18 protein-coding genes are annotated in these 17,389 nt (G+C 66.7%); 5 read left to right on the plus strand and 13 right to left on the minus strand.

The window, feature by feature from the left end; translation table 11 throughout:
• Positions 1-36: 36 nt before the first annotated feature.
• Positions 37-2,949 carry a molybdopterin oxidoreductase family protein gene (locus A2G96_RS12605; RefSeq protein ID WP_062799640.1) on the minus strand — a complete coding sequence of 971 codons (2,913 nt, stop codon included), beginning with the start codon at positions 2,947-2,949 and terminating at the stop codon, positions 37-39.
• Positions 2,950-3,399: 450 nt separating this feature from the next.
• Between A2G96_RS12605 and A2G96_RS12610 the strand changes: the two genes are divergently transcribed.
• Entirely contained in the window at positions 3,400-4,221 is an 822-nt protein-coding gene (locus tag A2G96_RS12610; protein WP_062799641.1) for a class I SAM-dependent methyltransferase, read from the plus strand.
• Between the two features lie 67 nt (positions 4,222-4,288).
• On the opposite strand, the gene A2G96_RS12615 is transcribed toward A2G96_RS12610, so the two are convergent.
• On the minus strand, positions 4,289-5,227 hold the full coding sequence (locus A2G96_RS12615) for a LysR substrate-binding domain-containing protein (protein WP_062799642.1): 939 nt from the start codon (positions 5,225-5,227) through the stop codon (positions 4,289-4,291).
• Positions 5,228-5,361: 134 nt separating this feature from the next.
• Here A2G96_RS12615 and A2G96_RS12620 point away from each other — a divergent pair, with 134 nt between their 5' ends.
• From A2G96_RS12620 to A2G96_RS12635, 4 genes are all read left to right on the plus strand, one after another.
• The gene (locus A2G96_RS12620) at positions 5,362-6,153 is read left to right on the plus strand and encodes an HpcH/HpaI aldolase family protein (RefSeq protein WP_062799647.1); all 792 of its coding nucleotides are present in this window, start codon (positions 5,362-5,364) and stop codon (positions 6,151-6,153) included.
• A 114-nt stretch (positions 6,154-6,267) separates the two neighbouring features.
• A complete protein-coding gene (gene hisD, locus A2G96_RS12625) occupies positions 6,268-7,560 on the plus strand; it encodes a histidinol dehydrogenase (RefSeq protein WP_062799649.1) in 1,293 nt (430 codons plus the stop codon).
• Between the two features lie 5 nt (positions 7,561-7,565).
• Positions 7,566-8,327: an SDR family NAD(P)-dependent oxidoreductase gene (locus A2G96_RS12630; RefSeq protein ID WP_062799651.1), complete on the plus strand. Its 762-nt coding sequence runs from the start codon at positions 7,566-7,568 to the stop codon at positions 8,325-8,327.
• Positions 8,328-8,407: 80 nt separating this feature from the next.
• The gene (locus tag A2G96_RS12635; RefSeq protein WP_062799653.1) at positions 8,408-9,400 is read left to right on the plus strand and encodes a Bug family tripartite tricarboxylate transporter substrate binding protein; all 993 of its coding nucleotides are present in this window, start codon (positions 8,408-8,410) and stop codon (positions 9,398-9,400) included.
• 185 nt (positions 9,401-9,585) lie between these two features.
• On the opposite strand, the gene A2G96_RS12640 is transcribed toward A2G96_RS12635, so the two are convergent.
• The 11 genes from A2G96_RS12640 to ccmA all read right to left on the minus strand — a co-directional run bounded on the left by A2G96_RS12640 (position 9,586) and on the right by ccmA (position 17,379).
• Entirely contained in the window at positions 9,586-10,131 is a 546-nt protein-coding gene (locus A2G96_RS12640; protein ID WP_062802164.1) for a carboxymuconolactone decarboxylase family protein, read from the minus strand.
• A 35-nt stretch (positions 10,132-10,166) separates the two neighbouring features.
• The gene (locus A2G96_RS12645; protein ID WP_062799655.1) at positions 10,167-10,802 is read right to left on the minus strand and encodes a nitroreductase family protein; all 636 of its coding nucleotides are present in this window, start codon (positions 10,800-10,802) and stop codon (positions 10,167-10,169) included.
• A 239-nt stretch (positions 10,803-11,041) separates the two neighbouring features.
• Entirely contained in the window at positions 11,042-11,542 is a 501-nt protein-coding gene (ccmI, locus tag A2G96_RS12650) for a c-type cytochrome biogenesis protein CcmI (protein ID WP_062799657.1), read from the minus strand.
• On the minus strand, positions 11,539-12,027 hold the full coding sequence (locus tag A2G96_RS12655) for a cytochrome c-type biogenesis protein (protein ID WP_062799660.1): 489 nt from the start codon (positions 12,025-12,027) through the stop codon (positions 11,539-11,541). The genes ccmI and A2G96_RS12655 overlap by 4 nt, the downstream gene beginning before the upstream one ends.
• A complete protein-coding gene (locus A2G96_RS12660) occupies positions 12,024-12,563 on the minus strand; it encodes a DsbE family thiol:disulfide interchange protein (RefSeq protein WP_062799662.1) in 540 nt (179 codons plus the stop codon). Before A2G96_RS12660 ends, A2G96_RS12655 begins: the two co-directional genes overlap by 4 nt.
• Positions 12,560-14,533 (minus strand): heme lyase CcmF/NrfE family subunit, encoded by a 1,974-nt coding sequence (locus tag A2G96_RS12665; RefSeq protein WP_062799665.1) that lies wholly within the window; start codon positions 14,531-14,533, stop codon positions 12,560-12,562. Before A2G96_RS12665 ends, A2G96_RS12660 begins: the two co-directional genes overlap by 4 nt.
• On the minus strand, positions 14,530-14,997 hold the full coding sequence (gene ccmE / locus A2G96_RS12670) for a cytochrome c maturation protein CcmE (protein WP_062799668.1): 468 nt from the start codon (positions 14,995-14,997) through the stop codon (positions 14,530-14,532). Before ccmE ends, A2G96_RS12665 begins: the two co-directional genes overlap by 4 nt.
• Positions 14,994-15,173 (minus strand): heme exporter protein CcmD, encoded by a 180-nt coding sequence (gene ccmD, locus A2G96_RS12675; RefSeq protein WP_062799670.1) that lies wholly within the window; start codon positions 15,171-15,173, stop codon positions 14,994-14,996. The genes ccmE and ccmD overlap by 4 nt, the downstream gene beginning before the upstream one ends.
• Positions 15,170-15,925 (minus strand): heme ABC transporter permease, encoded by a 756-nt coding sequence (locus A2G96_RS12680; RefSeq protein WP_062799672.1) that lies wholly within the window; start codon positions 15,923-15,925, stop codon positions 15,170-15,172. The genes ccmD and A2G96_RS12680 overlap by 4 nt, the downstream gene beginning before the upstream one ends.
• A gap of 108 nt (positions 15,926-16,033) precedes the next feature.
• On the minus strand, positions 16,034-16,705 hold the full coding sequence (ccmB, locus tag A2G96_RS12685) for a heme exporter protein CcmB (RefSeq protein WP_062799674.1): 672 nt from the start codon (positions 16,703-16,705) through the stop codon (positions 16,034-16,036).
• Positions 16,702-17,379, minus strand: coding sequence for a cytochrome c biogenesis heme-transporting ATPase CcmA (gene ccmA, locus A2G96_RS12690; protein WP_062799676.1), 678 nt, complete (start codon positions 17,377-17,379; stop codon positions 16,702-16,704). Before ccmA ends, ccmB begins: the two co-directional genes overlap by 4 nt.
• Positions 17,380-17,389 lie beyond the last annotated feature (10 nt).

Genomic DNA, 17,389 nt, shown 5'->3' on the forward strand with positions numbered 1-17,389 from the left:
CGCCGCGCCATGTTGCAAGGGGGTGCGCGGCTGACATCATGCCGGCACGACGAGAACCTGCGGTGCGCCCTGCCGGATGCGGGTCCTGAGCCACGTTCGCTGCCGCCGGTTTCGGTCGCGCATTGCCTCGACGGCCGCCTGGAATTCCTTGTCGTGCAGCGACCTCGCGGCCTGCTCCAGTACATCGAGCGATATCGTACTCTCGCTGACCAGAAGCCACAGGTCATGCAGATCGCGCAGCATGTCGAAGCCGCCTTGGCTGCGCTGTAGCAGCAAGGCCTTGTCCAGTCGTTCCGGTTCCCCCTTGCGCCGTTCGCCATACCGTTGCACGAAAGGGTCGAGGGCGTTGGCGGAGGTGTTGGACCAGCTCGCGAAGATCCGGCATATCGGGGCGATATCCGGCTCGTCCGGGTGGGTTTCCCGGACCTGATCGAACGCCCGTACCAAGCGCCGCTCGCTCTCCTGTAGCAGGCCGATATAGTCCGCCACGTGCGCCCGCGGTGTTTTCGCCTTGTTCAGCCCCTCCTTGAATCCTTCCACTGCCGCATCCTTCAAGCGGCTCATCACCTGGACCACCCCGGTGGCGGACGCCGGGCGTGCCGCGGCGCCCTGCCCTGATCCATTCATGCCCTGTGGCTGCGGGGTGGCGGGCGCGTCGATTTTGTCGAGACGGACGGCGGCGTACTTGAAGTGCGGCTGCTTGCTTACCGGGTCCCACTCGTAGACGGTGAGTTCATTGGCTGCCCGTGCCCGGCCCGGATCATCCCAATAGCCAAAATGGAACGGCACAAACAATTCCCCGGGACCAATGTCGCCCAACTGAGCCCGCGCCTCGACGGCGCCGCGCCGTGACGTGAGTCTTATCCAGTCGCCATCGGCAATGCCCAGGCGCTGCGCATCCTCGTGCGAAATCTGGACGAAGTCGTCCGGGGCAGCCTCGGCCAAGGCCCGGGAGCGCCCCGTCTTGGTCCGGGTATGGAAGTGATAGACCAGCCGGCCGGTGGTCAGAAAGAAGGGATACGCGTCGTCCGGCTCCTCGAACGGCGCCATATATTCCGCCGGCTTCAGGATCGCCCTGCCCGCTGGATTCATGGCCCGGTAAGCCTGGGGCGAGATCAGGCCGCCGGTGATCAGGTCATGGCCATAGGTTTCGCAATAGTCCGGGTCGGTGGGAAACACCAGCGAGCGGTAGGGATAGTGGTCGCCTTCCGGATGCTCGTCATTGCACGGCCATGGAATGCCCGAACCTCCGGTCAACTTCGCATAGCTAAGACCGGTGTAGTCACATGGCCGGCCCCGGGTGCATTCCTTCCAGGCCTCGAAGGCTTGCTCCGGCGTATTCCATTTGACGAGCGGTGCGCCATCCTTGTCCTTGAATCCCATCCGCTGGGCGAAGTCGACGAAGATGTCGAAGTCCGGGCGCGCCTGTCCGGGCGGCTCCACCGCCTTGTGGCTGATGTGTACGGTCCGGTCGACATTGGTGAAGGTGCCGGTCTTCTCGCCCCAGATCGCCGCAGGCAGAACGACATCGGCCAATTGGGCGGTCTCGGTGAGAAACGCATCCTGGACCACCACAAACAGCTCGGGTCGCCGAAGGATGTTGCGGATGCGAGGCAGGTTGGGCAATGTCACCGCCGGGTTGGTGGCCTGGGCCCACAGCATCCGGATCGAACCTGTCTCGCAGTAGCGGAATATCTGCAATGCATGCGTGGGGGGCGTCCAGTGCGGGATGATCGCCGGGTCGACATTCCACAGCCTGGCCAATGCTTCGATGTGCTCGATGTTGTCCCAATTCCGGAATGCCGGCAGGTCTCCGTCGGCGCCGGCTTCCCGTGTGTTTTGCGCGGTCGGCTGCCCGTTCATTTGCAGGATGCCGCAGCCGGGACGGCCGATGCGGCCCAGCAGCAGGTTGATGTTGTTGACCTGTACCGCCGCGGCGGTGGCTTGATTGGATTGATAGACGCCCTGCAGGCAGGTGGACAGCAACATGGACGATGCGGCAATCATCTGTGCGGCCCGCTGGAGGTCGGCGGCCGGCACGCCGGAGATTTCCTGGACGCGCTCAGGCGTATACGTCGACACCACCGCCTTCAAGTGGTCAAAGCCAATGGTGTGCTGCGCGACGAAATCGCGCTGGACATGTTGGCCTTCGATCAGCAGGCGCAGCAGGCCGTTCAGGACGGCCACATTGGTACCGATACGCGGCGCGAGATGCAGGTCGGCTTCCTGCGCCGTCGCAGTGCGGCGGGGATCGATCACGATCAGTCTGGGCGGATTGGCATGGCGGCGCCGATCCAGCACCCGCATCCATAGCACCGTGTCGGTACTGGACATGTTGTGGCCCACCATGAGGATGCAGTCGGTGGCGTCGATATCGCGGTACGAACCCGGCTGGCCGTCGCTGCCGAAGGTCTCCTTGAGCGCCGCGGCGGCGGTGGCAGTGCACAGGCGCGTGTTCCCATCCATATGAGGCGTGCCGAGCCCCGCCTTGCCAATGATGCCAAGCGTGTAGTACTCCTCCAGGAACAGCTGTCCACTGGTATAGAAGCCGATGGCGCCGGCGGAGTACTGGCGGCGCACCTCCTGTGCGTTCCGGACGATCAGGTCCATCGCCTCATCCCATGACGCAGGCTGGAGTTGCCCGTCCCTGCGCACCAGCGGCTGCGTCAGCCGGTCCGCGCTGTGGTTGGCTTCCCAGCCATGCAGCCCCTTGGGACCAAGCCTGCCCCGATTGACTTCGTCCTGCGCCCTGCCCCGGACGCCAACGATCCTGCCGCCCTTGACCCCGATATCGCAGCCGCAGCCGTTCGAGCACAACACGCATGCCGACTGAACCCAGTGGTCCGGCTCGTCCACGATTCGCTGGTCCACACGCACCGGCCATTGGCCCTCACCGGCAAACGGGGTGCGCTCGCCCCAGACCTGCGCGACGCTGTCTCGCGTTTCCATAGCGTACGTTTCTCCATGACGAATGGCGCGCTAAGCCGGTGAGGCGGAAGCAAGGAAGCGTGTCGGGGACGGCCTCCATCGCCCCTCGTGATGAGGCAGGCGCCGCTCCCGGTGCAGCAAAGGACAGGCCAGCACCGGGAGGCCGCCGGCCCCTGCCGGTACGCCGGGGCCGCTTATGCCGACAGATGCGCGTGGCAGCCCCGCGGGCCGATCCGGGCACGGCATTGCTGCGCCGCGCGGCCTGCATCGATACCGGTGGCTTCCACCTGCATCGTTACATTGTTTGGAAAACTTGCAGCTTCCAGGGCACACCGCTGCGACGATGCTGTCGTTCGCGCAAGCGGGCGCCGCAATGGGATGCCCTCTGGCGGTGTTTCGCCGCCTACCATGTTCTGGCAGGCCCGGAAGCCGCGAGCCTACCGCCCCGCGCAGCCTGCCAGGAGACCCGCCATGAGCACACCGAACACCGACAAGCTGTTCACCGGCCCCATTCCCGAGCTGTACGAGCGATATCTGGTCCCGATGATCTTCCAGCCCTATGCCGACGACATGGCCAGCCGTGTGGCGGAACGACGACCGGCCAGCGTGCTGGAGATTGCGGCCGGCACCGGCGTGGTCACGCGGGCGATGGCGAAGGTGTTGCCCGAAGAGGCCGAGCTGACCGTCACCGACCTGAATGCGCCGATGCTCGCGCGTGCCGAGGCGACAGGCGTCAGCGGCCGGGTGGTGCAATGGCGACAGGCCGACGCCATGCAGTTGCCCTTCGACGATGGCAGCTTCGATCTGGTGGTCTGCCAGTTCGGCGTGATGTTCTTCCCGGACAAGCCACGGGCCTTCGCCGAGGCGCGCCGGGTGCTGAAGCCCGGCGGCACGCTATTGTTCAATGTCTGGGATCGCATCGAGGAGAACGAATTCGCCAATGCGGTATCCCGCGCGCTGGCGGCGTGTTTCCCGGATTCGCCGCCGGACTTCATGGCGCGCACTCCGCACGGCTACCATCGGCGGGATGTCATCGAGCGCGATCTGGCCGCTGGCGGGTTCGCCACCGTGCCGGGCTTCGACACTGTCGCGAAACGTAGCCGAGCCGAATCGGCGCAGGCGCCCGCGATGGGCTTCTGCCAGGCCACGCCGATGCGTGCGGAACTGGAAGGGCGCGGCGCCGATGCCATGCAACGTGCCACCGATTATTGCGCGGCCGCCTTGCGCAGCCAGTTTGGCGAGGGTCCGATCGAAGGAAAAATCTCGGCACATGTGATTGCCGCGCGTGCCTGAGCGCCGGTGTCACGGCTATCGCAGCTATCGCAGCTATCGTAGCAGTCGGGGGCGGCCCGCAGCCCGGTCAGCCGCCCGCGCCGAAACAACCCTCGTCCAACCGATACTTCGCCGCACTGTCCACCGCCTGCTCCACGAACGGCAAGGTCAGGGGATTGCCGATCTCCTTGTGGAAGGCGATCCACAGTTCCAGCGCGGGCACGTCGCGGTCCGCGAGGCGGCGATAGACCGCCCCCTTGACCGGTTGCGCCGCGGCGGACGCCGGCACGAGCGCGACCGCGATGCCGGCCGCCACCATCGACATCACGGCGTGATGGCGGGCGGCATCGTGGATGCGCGACGGCACGACGTTGTGTTCGGCCAGCCAGCTCATCATCAGGTCATGCGCATACTGGCCGTGGCGCCGTTCGAGGGTGGCGAGGCTTTCGCCGTTGAGGTCGCGTGCCCGCACCCGTTCCCGGCCGACCAGCGGGTGGTGTTGCGGCACGGCCAGCACATAGGGTTCGGACATCAGCCGGCGCGCCTGTAGCCGCGGGTCCGTCACCGGCGGCCGCAGGATCGCCACATCCAATTCGTTGCGCAGCAGCGACTCGACCATGACCTCGGAGCTGACTTCGCGCAGCGAGTACAGCACGCCCGGCACGCGGGCGGAGAAGTGGCGAAGCATGTCGGGCACCAGCTCGATCGCCGAGATCGCCGTCAAGCCGATGCCGAGGTGTCCGACATCTTCTCCCCGGCCCGCCTGCCCCACCATCTGCCGCGCCCGATGCTCGATATCGAAGAGCTTCTGGGCTTCCTTGCGCAATACGTGACCCGCCGGGGTCAGCCGCACGCTTCGCTTGGAGCGTTCGAACAGTTGCGCGCCGACCTGCGCTTCGAGCTGCTTGATCTGCAGGCTCAGCGGGGGCTGCGTCATGTTGAGCCGTTGGGCGGCGCGCGTGAAATTCAGTTCCTCGGCCAGTACCAGGAACGACGTCAGCACGCGGAGTTCGAGCGGGGTATACATATACAGGGTTTATATAATTCCAATACAAAACCAGTATTGGCAATATAACTCGGGACGTCCGAGAATGTCTTCACCCGCCACACCCTGGCCCCCCGCCACGCCCATGGCGACACCGATAACAAGGCAGGAGACACATGACGATCCAGCACCCCATCGACACGCGGTTGCCCGCGCTGCTGCGTAGCGGCGAGCCACTGCGCGGCATTTTTTCCGCGCTGCCCAGCCCGGCGATCGTGGAGATGTGTGCCTATGCCGGCTTCACATTCGTGATCATCGACAACGAGCATGGCGCCGCCGACTTCGAAACCACCGAGCATATGCTGCGCGCCGCCCGGGCGAGCGGCATCGTTCCGGTAGTGCGCTGCTTTGCCGAGGACATTCCGCGCGTGCTGGACATGGGAGCCAGCGCCGTGCAGGTGCCGATGGTAGAGACGGCCGACCAGGCGCGCGATCTGGTCAACCGCGTGCGCTATCCCGTGCTGGGACGGCGGGGCAGTGCCTTCAGCGGCCGGGCCGCCGGCTACGGCGCCTTTCCCGGCGCCAGCCATATCCAGCGAAGCAACGAAGGGGTAACGCTGATCCCGATGATCGAGACGCCGGAGGGTGTCGTCAATGCCGGCGAGATTGCGGCGGTCGACGGCGTCGAGGCGGTGTTCGTCGGGCCCAACGACCTGGCGCATGCGATGGGCCATGGCAACGACTGGAAGGCGCCCGCCGTTGCCGTGGCCATCGAGCACGCGCTGCGTGCGGTGCACGGCGCGGGCAAATGTCCCGGCATCATCGCGCTCACCCCGGAAGACGAAGCCCAATACGGCGGCTTCGGTGCGCGGTATTTCGCCACGGTGGCCACCAGCCTGATCACACAGGCGTTCCGGCAGGCGGCACAGGGCGGCCGGGATGCGTCGCCGCCAGCGCTGCGCTACTAGGCCACAGGCGCTGCCAAACTTTTTTTTTGTATGACAAGAGGACCGCTGCGGGCGGCCTGGACGCGGTGCGTCCCGGCGCGATGCGCGGCAAGCAAACCGATCCAGGAGATTTGCATGGCCCAGTATCTGAAGACATCCAAGCCGCAGGAGGTAAAGGCGGAGATCCAGGCGCAGGTGCGCGACACCGTTTCCGCCATCCTCGCGCAGATTGCCGAACGGGGCGACGCCGCCGTGCGCGAATACTCGGCCCGCTTTGACAACTGGCAGCCCGCCAGCTTCCGGCTGTCGCAGGAAGAGATCGAGGCCTGCGTGGCTTCGCTGTCGCCCGAGGTGCTGGCCGATATCCGCTTTGCACAGGAGCAGATCCGGCGCTTCGCCCAGATCCAGAAGGACTCGATGCGGGATGTCGAAGTCGAGACCTTGCCGGGCGTGGTGCTCGGGCACCGCAACCTGCCGGTCAACAGCGTCGGCTGCTATATCCCGGGCGGCAAGTATCCGCTGGTCGCGTCGGCGCATATGAGCGTGCTGACCGCGAAGGTAGCGGGCGTGAAGCGCGTAATCGCCGCGGCCCCGCCGTTCGACGGCAAGCCGGCGCCCGCCATCGTGGCCGCCATGCATCTGGCCGGGGCCGATGAGATCTACTGCATGGGCGGCGTGCAGGCCATCGCCGCGATGGCGCTCGGCACCGAGCACATCGCGCCGGTGGACATGATCGTCGGACCGGGCAACGCCTATGTCGCGGAAGCCAAGCGCCAGCTATTTGGCCGCGTGGGCATCGACCTGCTGGCGGGGCCAACCGAGACGCTGATCATCGCCGACGATACCTGCGACGCCGAGCTTGCCGTGGCCGACCTGCTGGGCCAGGCAGAGCATGGTCCCAACTCGCCGGCCATCCTGCTGACCAATTCGCGCGCCCTGGCGGAAGCCGTGCCGGCCGAGATCGAGCGGCAGTTGGCGATCCTGCCCACCGCGCCGATTGCCCGCGTGGCATGGGAGGAATACGGCGAGATCATCCTGTGCGATTCGTACGAGGAGATGGTGGCGGAAGCCGACCGCATCGCCTCCGAGCACGTGCAGGTGATGACGCGCGATCCGGACTATTTCCTGCAGCACATGACGAACTACGGCGCACTGTTCCTGGGCGCGCGCACCAACGTCTCGTACGGCGACAAGGTCATTGGCACCAACCACACCTTGCCCACTACCAAGGCGGCGCGCTATACCGGCGGCCTGTGGGTCGGCAAGTTCATCAAGACCTGTACCTACCAGCGCGTGACGACCGACGAGGCCTCGGCGATGATCGGTGAGTACTGCTCCCGGCTTTGCGCGCTCGAAGGATTCGCCGGGCACAAGGAGCAGGCGGATATCCGCGTTCGCCGCTACGGCAAGTCGCGCAAGGCGGCCTGAGCGCCATGGGCACGCTGCACTTCGAAGGCAAGGTGGTGGTGGTGACCGGCGCCACGGGCGGACTGGGCAAGGCGATTTGCCACGCCTTTGCGCAAGGCGGCGCGGCCGTGGTGGCGGGATATCACCGCTCTGGCGAGGCGGCACAGGCCCTGGTGCGCGCCCTGCCCGCCCACGCGGGCGCGCGGCACGCCGCGGTAGCCATGCCGGTGACGGACAGCGCCGCATTGCGACAGGCGGCGGCCACCGTCAAGCAGGCGTGTGGCCGGGTCGATGTCCTGGTCAATTGCGCGGGCACTACCCGTTTCGTGCCACACGACGACCTTGACGCCCTTGACGACGCCCTGATCGACACGGTGCTGGCGACCAACGTGCGCGGCCCGATCGCCATGGTGCGGGCGTTCCGGCCATTGCTCGACGGGTCGGAAAGCGCCGTGGTGGTCAATATCTCGTCGGTGGCGGCGCGGACCGCGATGGGCAGCAATATCGCCTACTGCGCCTCCAAGGCCGCGCTGGACAACCTGACGGCGTCGCTGGCCCGGGCGCTGGCGCCGCGCATCCGTGTGGTATCGGTGTCGCCCGGACTGGTGGATACGGACTTCGTGCAGTCGATGGAGCCGGAGTGGCGCAATACGCAGGCCCGCCTCACGCCGCTTGGACGCCTTGCCAGTCCGGACGAAGTCGCCACCACCGTGCTGGCCGTAGCCGGTGCGATGCCATTCACCACCGGCGTGGCAATTCCCGTCGATGGCGGGCGTCCGCTGCATTAGGCGGCATCGGTCCTGCCCCAGTGCCGACGGTACGGGGCAACGGAAGCAAGCATCAGAAGCACAAACATGGAGACAGAACAATGAAATCGATCTATCGCACCGCACTGCAAACCGCGCTTCGCGCCGGCCTGCTGGTCACCGGCATGGCGCTGGCCATGACGGCTTCCGCGGAATCCTGGCCCAGCAAGCCGATCAAGTACGTGGTGCCGTTCTCGCCCGGCGGCGTGTCGGATGCCACCGCGCGCATCATTGCCGAGGGACTGTCGCAACGGCTGGGACAGCCCGTGGTGATCGAGAACAAGCCAGGCGTATCCGGCATTCTCGGCACGCAGGCCGTGGCGCGCGCCGAGCCGGACGGTTACACGGTCATGGGCGGCACGATCACCACCCACGCCGTCAATCCGTTCTTCTACAAGAAACTGGGCTATGACCCGATCAAGGACTTCGTGGCGGTGAACCTGGTGGGTACGGTCAGCAACGTGCTGGTGGTATCGAACGAGAGCCAATACCAGTCGCTGGACCAGATCATCGCCGCACTGAAGGCCAAACCCGGCGGCCTGACCTTCGGCACGGCAGGTCCGGGCAGCTCGCAACAGCTGTCGGGCCAGCTGTTCCAGAGCATCACCGGCACGCAATTGCAGCAGATCTCTTACAAGGGCGGCGCCGCGGCGATGACCGACCTGATCGGCGGGCAGATCGACCTCGTCTTCGAGACGGTGGCGGCGGCCAAGCCGATGCTGGATGCCAAGCGGGTACGCGCGATCGGCGTGACCTCGACCCATGCACTGCCGAGCCTGCCCGGCGTAAAACCCCTCGCAGACCAGGGGCTGAAGGGCTTCGAGATGCAGTCGTGGCAGGGCATCTTCGCGCCGGCGGGAACGCCCAAGCCCATCGTGGACCGGCTGGCGAACGAGATCGCAGCGGTGGTGGCCACGCCGGCGGTACAGCAGCGGCTGCGTGGGCTGGGCGTGGAGCCGTCGGGCAAGACCTCCGCGGGGTTCACGGCGTTCCAGCGGGCGGAAGTGGCCAAGTGGGGCAAGATCATCCAGGCGGCGGGGGTGATGCCGGAGTAAGGCGGCGCGGGGCGTCTAGGGAGCGGGCCGGTAGCCATGGTCCCCCTCCCTCGACGCCTCGCCTGAGTCGCTTGCATAGTGGAGGTCTTCGTTGTGGAAAGTACGGACTTCCCGCCGCATGCCCGCTCGCATCGGCGCCCATCCGGCTTCACCGCCGGAAGATGCCCGATGCGAGCGGACACCCGTCAGATCGCGCCAGCCGGCGCGACGGGAGGAAAGTCCTTCTCGGGATCGAACACGTTGTTGAGGAAGTTCGTCAGGGAGTACATCGCTACCAGCGCGATGATCTCCATCACGTTCGCATCGGTGTAGCCAGCATCGCGGACGGCGCGCAGGTCGTCATCGCTGACATTGCCTCGCGCCTCGACGACCTTGCGCGCAAACTGGATCGCGGCATCGCGCCTGGGGTCGCTGGCATGGCCTTTCCGGGCGAGAATGATGTCATCGGCAGGCAGCCTGGCCATATGCTGCGCCGTGAAGCTGTGAACGGTCAGGCAGTAGTTGCAGCCATTCACCTCGGAGACCGCGAGGCCGATGCTGTCGCGCGTTTTCACGTCGAGCGCCTTGCTCAAGGCGCCCAGCAAGGCAGCCCATGCGTTGAAGGCGATCGGGCTCTGTGCAAAGGTCGCCATCATGTTCGGGGTGAACCCGATATTCTTGGTGAACGCATCGAGCGTCGGTTTCGATTCGGCGGGGACTTGGTCCGGCTTCAAGGCAGCAGTTCTTGGCATTGCGATCTCCGTCAGGGTCTTGGTCTGGTCCATGCTCATACGAAATCCAGCACATCGGCCACGGGACGGCGCGGCTTCTGTGCCCAGTTACCCGGACGCTCTGCCCCGATGGACAACAGCATGACCGGTACTTCGTTCTCCCCCAGCCCGAACTCGCGGTGAACCGCATCGGCATCGAAGCCGATCATCGGCGTCGAACCCAGTCCCATCGAGCGGGCCGCATAGATCATTGCCGCCGCGCCGAAGGTGCCGGTACGCACAGCCTCGTCGCGCTGGCGCTGCGGGTAGTCCATGTACAGGTCGCGTGCGGGGTTTTCCCATTCCGGCACCATGGCGGCGGGCATGACTCCCGCTTCCACCAATGGCGCCAGGCGCTCGGGTATGACGCTCGAATCGGCCAGCTGGCCGCAGACGATGAAGGTAACGGCGGCATCGGTGACGGCGGGCTGGCTCCAGGCGATCGGGCTGAGCCGAGCCTTGGCTTCACGCGTGCGCACGGCGATGAAGCGCCAGTTCTGCATGTGAAAGGATGTCGGTGCGGTGGTGCCGATTCGCACCAGTTCCCGAATCTGGTCGTCGCTCAGAATGGCGGCGCGGTCGTAATACTTGGTGGCGGTACGGCTCAGAATGCAGTCGATGACGGCGTTGGTCATGGTGGTCCCCTTGGTCATGATCAATCCTGTGGGTGTGCGACGAGTTGGAACTCAGGCGCGGCTGAGGTGAGGCACTGGGTGAGGCGGCTTGCTGCAGGCGGTCCGGATCGCCTGCGGATTCTGTACTGCGCATGACGCGAATTGAAGAACCAAGACTTCCGCTTCCTGTGTGTACCAAGAACCAGGAGCCAGGAACCAGGAACGAGGAACCACCGGGCCTGAATCGAGGCCTGAACTGGCAGCGATGGAAGTCCTGTTCACAGCGGTGCCTTTTCCACGGCTTTCGGTTCGGTGGATGCGCGGCCGGATGCGGGATGGACGACAATTTCGGCGCGGCCCGTGAGCGGCTCTGGCAAGGCGACGTGCCGCGCTGCCTCGCCGGCAGGTTGGCGCGCCATTGCGCGCGGCGTCGGCGAGCCCCAATGCATGTACAGCAGCAGCGCCAGCAGCGGCACTGACAGCGCCATGAGCAGAGGAACGGCGCGCCCCAGGGGCGCTTCCATGACAGGGCGGGGATCCTGCGTATCGTCCAGCAGGTCGCGGGCCGCCTCGACGCGCCCGGCCTCGAAGCGCGCCGCATCCAGTGTGCCGCGCCCGTGCTGCATCCGCAGTTCGCGTACACGTTCGCGGTACAGGCTCACATTGACACTGAGGCGATGGGTATCGCGCTGTTTGCGGGCGGTGCCCAGCAGGGGCACGAGGACGAAGGCCAGGGCTGCCACGCACAGCAGCCCGGCGCAGAGCCAGAAGGTAATCATGATGCATCCTCGGCAGATGGGCCTGCGTCCCGCAGCAAGCGGGCCAGGCGATGCCGCTCGACATCGGACAATGCGCTCGCGGTACGGGAAGGGGTGCGGCGCCGCCCCGCGACGATGACGACCACGGCCACGCCGGCGGCCAGCAGCAATGCGGCCGGGCCGAACCACAACAGCGCCGTGCGCGTCGACAGCGGCGGGTCGTACAGTACGAATTCGCCATAGCGCGCGACCATGAAGTCGACAATGTGCTGGTCGCTGTGCCCTTCCGTCAGCATGCGCCGGATCTCGCCACGCAGGTCAGCGGCGATGGGGGAATTCGACTCCGCGATATTCTGGTTCTGGCACTTCGGGCAGCGCAGTACCGCGGCGAGGTGCTGATAGCGTTGCCGCAGCGGGTCGTCGGCGAATTCCCGAGGGTCGATGGCGGCCTGACTGGCGCCGAGGATTGCAAGACTTAGAACGACCGACACCGTCCATCGCCTCATGACGACGCCTCTCCTAGCAGCTTGCGGTACAGGGGCGCCAGCCTTTCGCGCCAGACACGCTCATCGAGGATGCCAACGTACCGGTCCCGGATGATGCCCCGGGCGTCGATGACGAAGGTTTCCGGGGCGCCATACACGCCGAGGTCCAGGCCCAGCGTACCGGCCGCATCTTCGATGGTCAGCCGATACGGATTGTGCAAGGTGCGTAGCCAGTGCCGCGCCGCGTCGCGGTCGTCCTTGTAGTTGACCCCGTAGATGACCACGCCCTGCCCTGCCAGCGTGGTCAGCACCGGGTGCTCCTGGCGGCAGGATGGACACCATGTCGCCCACACGTTGACCAGTGCTGGCCGCCCTTGCAAGTCGGTGCGTGTCAGCACGTGCGATGGCTGGTCCAGCGCCGGGAGTGCGAAGGCGGGAAAAGGCTTGCCGATCAGCGCGGACGGCAGCCGCGTTGGATCGAGGAACAGCCCGCGGTACAGCAGTACCGCGATGAACAGGAACAAGGCCAGCGGCAGCAGCAACAGCAGTCGCTTCACGGCCGTGCTCCGGCGATGCCGATGGCCACGGCGGCCGGCTGGAGGCGCCGCGCGCGGTAGCGCCGGTCGGTCGCCGCCAGCAGACCGCCCAGGGCCATCATCAGCGCGCCCAGCCAGATCCAGCGCACGAACGGCTTGACCTGCACGCGGACCGCCCATGCGCCGCCGGCCAGCGGCTCTCCCAGTGCCACGAACAGGTCGCGCGTGAACCCGCCCTGGATGCCGGCCTCTGTCATGGTGGCCTGCTGGACCGGATAGAAGCGCTTCTCCGGGTGCAGCGAGGCGACCTCGCGGCCGGCGCGGGTGACCCGTACACTGGCGCGATCGCTGGCGTAGTTGGGTCCCAGAAGTCGGGCCGTCCCCTCGAACACGAATCGATAGCCGCCCAGTTCGACGGCTGTGCCGGGCGCCATGCGCAGCTCCCGCTCGAGACTGCCAGCGCTGGTCAGCACGATGCCGAGGGCGGACACGGCGAAGCCGAGATGGCCGAGTTGCATGCCCCAATAGCTGCGGCCCAAGCCCGGCAGCCCCTTGATGCGTCCGGTGTGGCGCGTCTTGTCGGCAATGTCGCGCAGGCCCGCCGACAGCATCCACACGGCCAGCACGGAACCCGTTGCCGCCGCCCACGGTGACGCCGCGTGCAGGGTGGCCGAGGCGAGTCCGGCAAGCAGGCTTGCCGCCAGCGCCGGGGCCAGCATGCGCGCCAGCCAGCGCACCGGCGTGCCTTTCCAGCGCGCCAGCATGCCGACCGCGGTCGTAGCCATCAGCAGCGCCATCAGCGGCACGAACATGGCATTGAAGTACGGCGGGCCGACCGACAGCTTGGCGCCGGTCAACGCGTCGAGGATCAAGGGGTAAAGCGTGCCCAGCAGGATCATGGCCGCCGCGACCGACAGCAACACGTTGTTCACCAGCAGCAGCGTTTCACGCGACCAGACTCCGAAGGCGGCCCGGCTCCTGACGGTGGGCGCCCGCAACGCGAACAGCGCGAGCGAGCCGCCGACTATCGTGAGCAGGAATGCCAGCGCCACCACGCCACGCGCCGGATCGGTGGCGAAGGCGTGCACCGAGGTCAGCACGCCGGAGCGGACCAGGAAGGTGCCCAGCAGGCTGAGCGAGAACGCGGCGATGGCAAGCAGGACGGTCCAGCTCTTGAATACCCCGCGCTTCTCGGTTGCCGCCAGCGAGTGGATCAACGCGGCCCCCACCAGCCACGGCATGAGCGATGCGTTCTCGACTGGGTCCCAGAACCACCAGCTCCCCCAACCCAGTTCGGAATAGGCCCACCATGACCCGAGGGCGATGCCCAGCCCAAGAAGGGCCCAGGCGGCGGTTGTCCAGGGTCGCGACCAGCGCGCCCAGGCAGCGTCGAGCCTGCCGTCCATCAGTGCCGCGATGGCGAAGGCGAAGGCCACCGAGAAACCGACGTAGCCCATGTACAGCATGGGCGGATGGACGATCAGCCCGATGTCCTGCAACAGCGGATTGAGGTCGCGGCCGTCGATGGGGACATTGGGCAGCAAGCGGGCGAACGGATTCGAGGTGGCGACCAGCAATAGCAGGAAACCCGTGCTGAGCATGCCCATGACGGCGAGGACCCGCGCCAGCATCGCCTCCGGCAACTGCCGGGCGCCAAGCGAGACGGCAGTTGTCCAGCCCGACAATATCAGCGCCCACAGCAGCAGCGAGCCTTCATGCGCGGCCCAGACCGCGCTGAACTTGTAGTACCAGGGCAGCATGCTGTTGGAGTTCTCCGCCACATACCTGACCGAGAAGTCGTCGGTCAGGAAACCATGGGCCAGGCAGGTGAATGCGAACGCCAGGAACGTGAGTTGTCCCCACGCAGCCGGCCTCGCCAGCCCCATCCACAGCCGGTCTCCGCGCCGGGCGCCGGCAAGCGGGATGCTGGCTTGCACCAGGGCCAGGCATAGCGCCAGGATGAGGGCCAGCAGTCCGAGTTCGGGAATCATCGATATGGCTCCTGGCTGGTATCGCGCAGGAGGCCGCGCCCATTCGCCTGCCGTAGCGCATGCATGGCTTCCGGCGGCATGTAGTTCTCATCGTGCTTGGCCAAAACCTCGTCGGCGTGCAGCGTGCCGACCGCATCGAGCCTGCCCAACGCGACAATGCCCTGCCCCTCGCGAAACAGGTCGGGCAGGATGCCGCGGTAGCGTACGGCGATGCTGCGCGCCCCGTCGGTGACGCTGAATCGCACCGCCAGCGAGTCTGGCGTACGTTCCAGCGATCCGATCTCCACCAGGCCGCCGGCGCGGATGCGCGTACCCGCAGGCGCCTTGCCAGCGGCGATCTGGCTCGGGGTGAAGAACAGGCTGATGTTCTCTTGCAGCGCGGTCAGGGCCAACGCCGCGGCGGTGCCGCAGCCGAATACCAGGGCCAGTATCCAGTACACGCGCTTCTTGCGGGCGGGCGTCATGGCTGCCCCTTCCTGCGCCGTCGGCGCGCCTGCTCGTTCAGGTAGCGTCGGCGCGCCGCCAGGGGCAACACCGCGTTCAGGGCCATCAGCAGCAGGCCGACGCCATACGCGGTCCAGACGTAGGCACCATGGTGGCCCATGGCGACGAAATCGGCGAACGAGGCAAAGGCAGTCATGTCCGGTCCTCGAGCAGCCGGTCGATCTCGACGTCGACCCAGCGGCTGCCGGCTTCGCGCCGCAGCACCTCCAGGCGCATGCGCGCGAACAGCACCGCCCCGAAGAAGCAGTAGAAACCCAGTACGGCCAATAGCAGCGGCAGCCACATCTGTGCCGGCATGGCGGGCTTGTGCGCCAGCGAGAAGGTGGCCGGCTGGTGCAGGGTGTTCCACCATTCGACCGAATACTTGATGATCGGGATGTTGACGACACCCACCACCGCCAGCACCGCACAAGCACGGGCCGCGCTATCGCGATTGGCTACCGCCTGGCCCAGCGCGATCACGCCCATATACAGGAACAGCAGAACCAGCATGGAGGTCAGGCGCGCGTCCCACACCCAATACGTGCCCCAGGTAGGCTTGCCCCAGATGGCGCCGGAGGTCAGCGCGATGACGGTGATCCAGGCGCCGATGGGCGCGGCCTGCCGCAGCGCCACGTCGGCCAGCTTCACACGCCAGACCAGGCCGAGGAAACCCGCCGCCGCCAGCAGGATGTAGATGGACTGGGCCAGCAGCGCCGCGGGCACGTGCAGATAGATGATGCGGAAACTGTTGCCCTGCTGGTAGTCCGGCGACGCGAATACCAGGCCCCATGCCAGGCCAACGGCCAGCAGTAGCGCGCTGGCGCCGGATAGCCAGGGCAGGCATTTGCCGCTCATCTCGTAGAACCACTTGGGCGAGCTCCATTTGTGCAACCAGGTCCAGTTCATTCGAGTCGTTCGTCGGGATGTCATGGGGATGTCATCGGGATGTCGTGATCGCAACGCCGCAGGCGGCGTGTCGTTCGGCCTGTCGTTTGGCTCGTGCCGTTCCGCCCGTCATTCGGCGACGCTGATGGACAACCCCGCGGCGACGGCAAGCGGCGACAGCGTGATGGCCAGTACGGCCAGGCAGGCCAGCCACCACAGGTGTCCCGCCACGGACAAGTCCTGCAAGGCGGACTGCAGCGCCCCGCTGCCCAGGATCAGCACCGGGATGTAAAGCGGCAGGATCAGCAAGGCCAGCAATAGCCCGCCGCGCCGCAACCCGACGGTGAGGGCCGCCCCTACCGCGCCGAGCAGGCTCAACACCGGCGTGCCCAGCAACAGCGACAGCACCAGCACCGGCAGGCATTGGACTGGCAGGCCGAGCATCAGGGCCAGCAGCGGGGCCAGTACTACCAGCGCAAGGCCGCTGCAAAGCCAGTGCGCCGATACCTTGGCCAGTGCCAGCACCGCCAACGGATGGGAGGAAAGCACCCACTGCTCCAGCGAGCCGTCCTCGAAATCGGCCCGGAACAGGCTGTCCAGCGAGAGCAGCACGGCCAGCAGCGCCGCCACCCACAGCAACCCCGGCGCGGCCTGTTGCAGGAACCGGGATTGCGGCCCGAGCGCCAGTGGAAACAGGCTGACGACAACGGAGAAAAACGCCAGGGGGTTGGCCAGTTCGGCGGGGCGGCGGCATAGCAGGCGAAGCTCGCTTTGGAATACGGAGATGAAGACGGTGTTCACGCGACGTACTGCCCCAGGTCGAGATCGGTATAGGCTTGCGCCCGTCTGGTCAGGTCGTGGTGCGTGGTCAGCACCACCGTGCCGCCGCGCGCGCAATGCGCAGCCAGGTGGACTTCCAGTTGCGCTGCCCCCGCCCTGTCGAGCGCCGTGAAAGGTTCGTCCAGCAGCCACAGCGGCGGCGTACCGGGCAGGTACAGCCGCGCCAATGCAATGCGGCGCTGCTGTCCAGCCGATAGCGCATGACACGGCGTGTCCTCGAAGCCGCGCAAGCCCACCGCCGCCACTGCCGGCCCGATCGCAGCGCAGGCGCCGGGCGTGTGCAGCGCGCCCAGCCACGCCAGGTTCTCCTCGACGGTCAGCAGGGCCTTGACGCCGGCAGCATGGCCGATCCATAGCAGCCGGGAAGCCAGGGCGCCGCGCTGCTGTACCAGCGCCCGGCCGAACAGGTCGACATGTCCGGCGGCCGGTTGGGCCAGGCCGCACAGCAGCCGCAGCAGGCTGCTTTTGCCACTGCCGTTGGGTCCGCGGATCTGCAGCATGTCGCCGGCCTGCAGCCGGAAGCTCACGCCCATGAACAGCCGGCGCTCGCCCCGTTCACAGCAAAGTCCCACCGCATCGAGCACCGGACGAGCGGCTGCGCGCCGGGCACCCGGCGAACCAGCAGGTTCGTGCATGGCCTACCGC

It is taken from the genome of Cupriavidus nantongensis (genome assembly GCF_001598055.1).
GTDB classification, from domain to species: domain Bacteria; phylum Pseudomonadota; class Gammaproteobacteria; order Burkholderiales; family Burkholderiaceae; genus Cupriavidus; species Cupriavidus nantongensis.

What these genes read in the sequence shown, in the direction of transcription:
- A2G96_RS12605 (WP_062799640.1), bottom strand. Translation starts at nt 2,949, where the DNA reads ATGGAAACGCGAGACAGCGTCGCGCAGGTCTGGGGCGAGCGCACCCCG.
- A2G96_RS12610 (WP_062799641.1), top strand. Translation starts at nt 3,400, where the DNA reads ATGAGCACACCGAACACCGACAAGCTGTTCACCGGCCCCATTCCCGAG.
- A2G96_RS12615 (WP_062799642.1), bottom strand. Translation starts at nt 5,227, where the DNA reads ATGTATACCCCGCTCGAACTCCGCGTGCTGACGTCGTTCCTGGTACTG.
- A2G96_RS12620 (WP_062799647.1), top strand. Translation starts at nt 5,362, where the DNA reads ATGACGATCCAGCACCCCATCGACACGCGGTTGCCCGCGCTGCTGCGT.
- hisD (WP_062799649.1), top strand. Translation starts at nt 6,268, where the DNA reads ATGGCCCAGTATCTGAAGACATCCAAGCCGCAGGAGGTAAAGGCGGAG.
- A2G96_RS12630 (WP_062799651.1), top strand. Translation starts at nt 7,566, where the DNA reads ATGGGCACGCTGCACTTCGAAGGCAAGGTGGTGGTGGTGACCGGCGCC.
- A2G96_RS12635 (WP_062799653.1), top strand. Translation starts at nt 8,408, where the DNA reads ATGAAATCGATCTATCGCACCGCACTGCAAACCGCGCTTCGCGCCGGC.
- A2G96_RS12640 (WP_062802164.1), bottom strand. Translation starts at nt 10,131, where the DNA reads ATGCCAAGAACTGCTGCCTTGAAGCCGGACCAAGTCCCCGCCGAATCG.
- A2G96_RS12645 (WP_062799655.1), bottom strand. Translation starts at nt 10,802, where the DNA reads ATGACCAAGGGGACCACCATGACCAACGCCGTCATCGACTGCATTCTG.
- ccmI (WP_062799657.1), bottom strand. Translation starts at nt 11,542, where the DNA reads ATGATTACCTTCTGGCTCTGCGCCGGGCTGCTGTGCGTGGCAGCCCTG.
- A2G96_RS12655 (WP_062799660.1), bottom strand. Translation starts at nt 12,027, where the DNA reads ATGAGGCGATGGACGGTGTCGGTCGTTCTAAGTCTTGCAATCCTCGGC.
- A2G96_RS12665 (WP_062799665.1), bottom strand. Translation starts at nt 14,533, where the DNA reads ATGATTCCCGAACTCGGACTGCTGGCCCTCATCCTGGCGCTATGCCTG.
- ccmE (WP_062799668.1), bottom strand. Translation starts at nt 14,997, where the DNA reads ATGACGCCCGCCCGCAAGAAGCGCGTGTACTGGATACTGGCCCTGGTA.
- ccmD (WP_062799670.1), bottom strand. Translation starts at nt 15,173, where the DNA reads ATGACTGCCTTTGCCTCGTTCGCCGATTTCGTCGCCATGGGCCACCAT.
- A2G96_RS12680 (WP_062799672.1), bottom strand. Translation starts at nt 15,925, where the DNA reads ATGAACTGGACCTGGTTGCACAAATGGAGCTCGCCCAAGTGGTTCTAC.
- ccmA (WP_062799676.1), bottom strand. Translation starts at nt 17,379, where the DNA reads ATGCACGAACCTGCTGGTTCGCCGGGTGCCCGGCGCGCAGCCGCTCGT.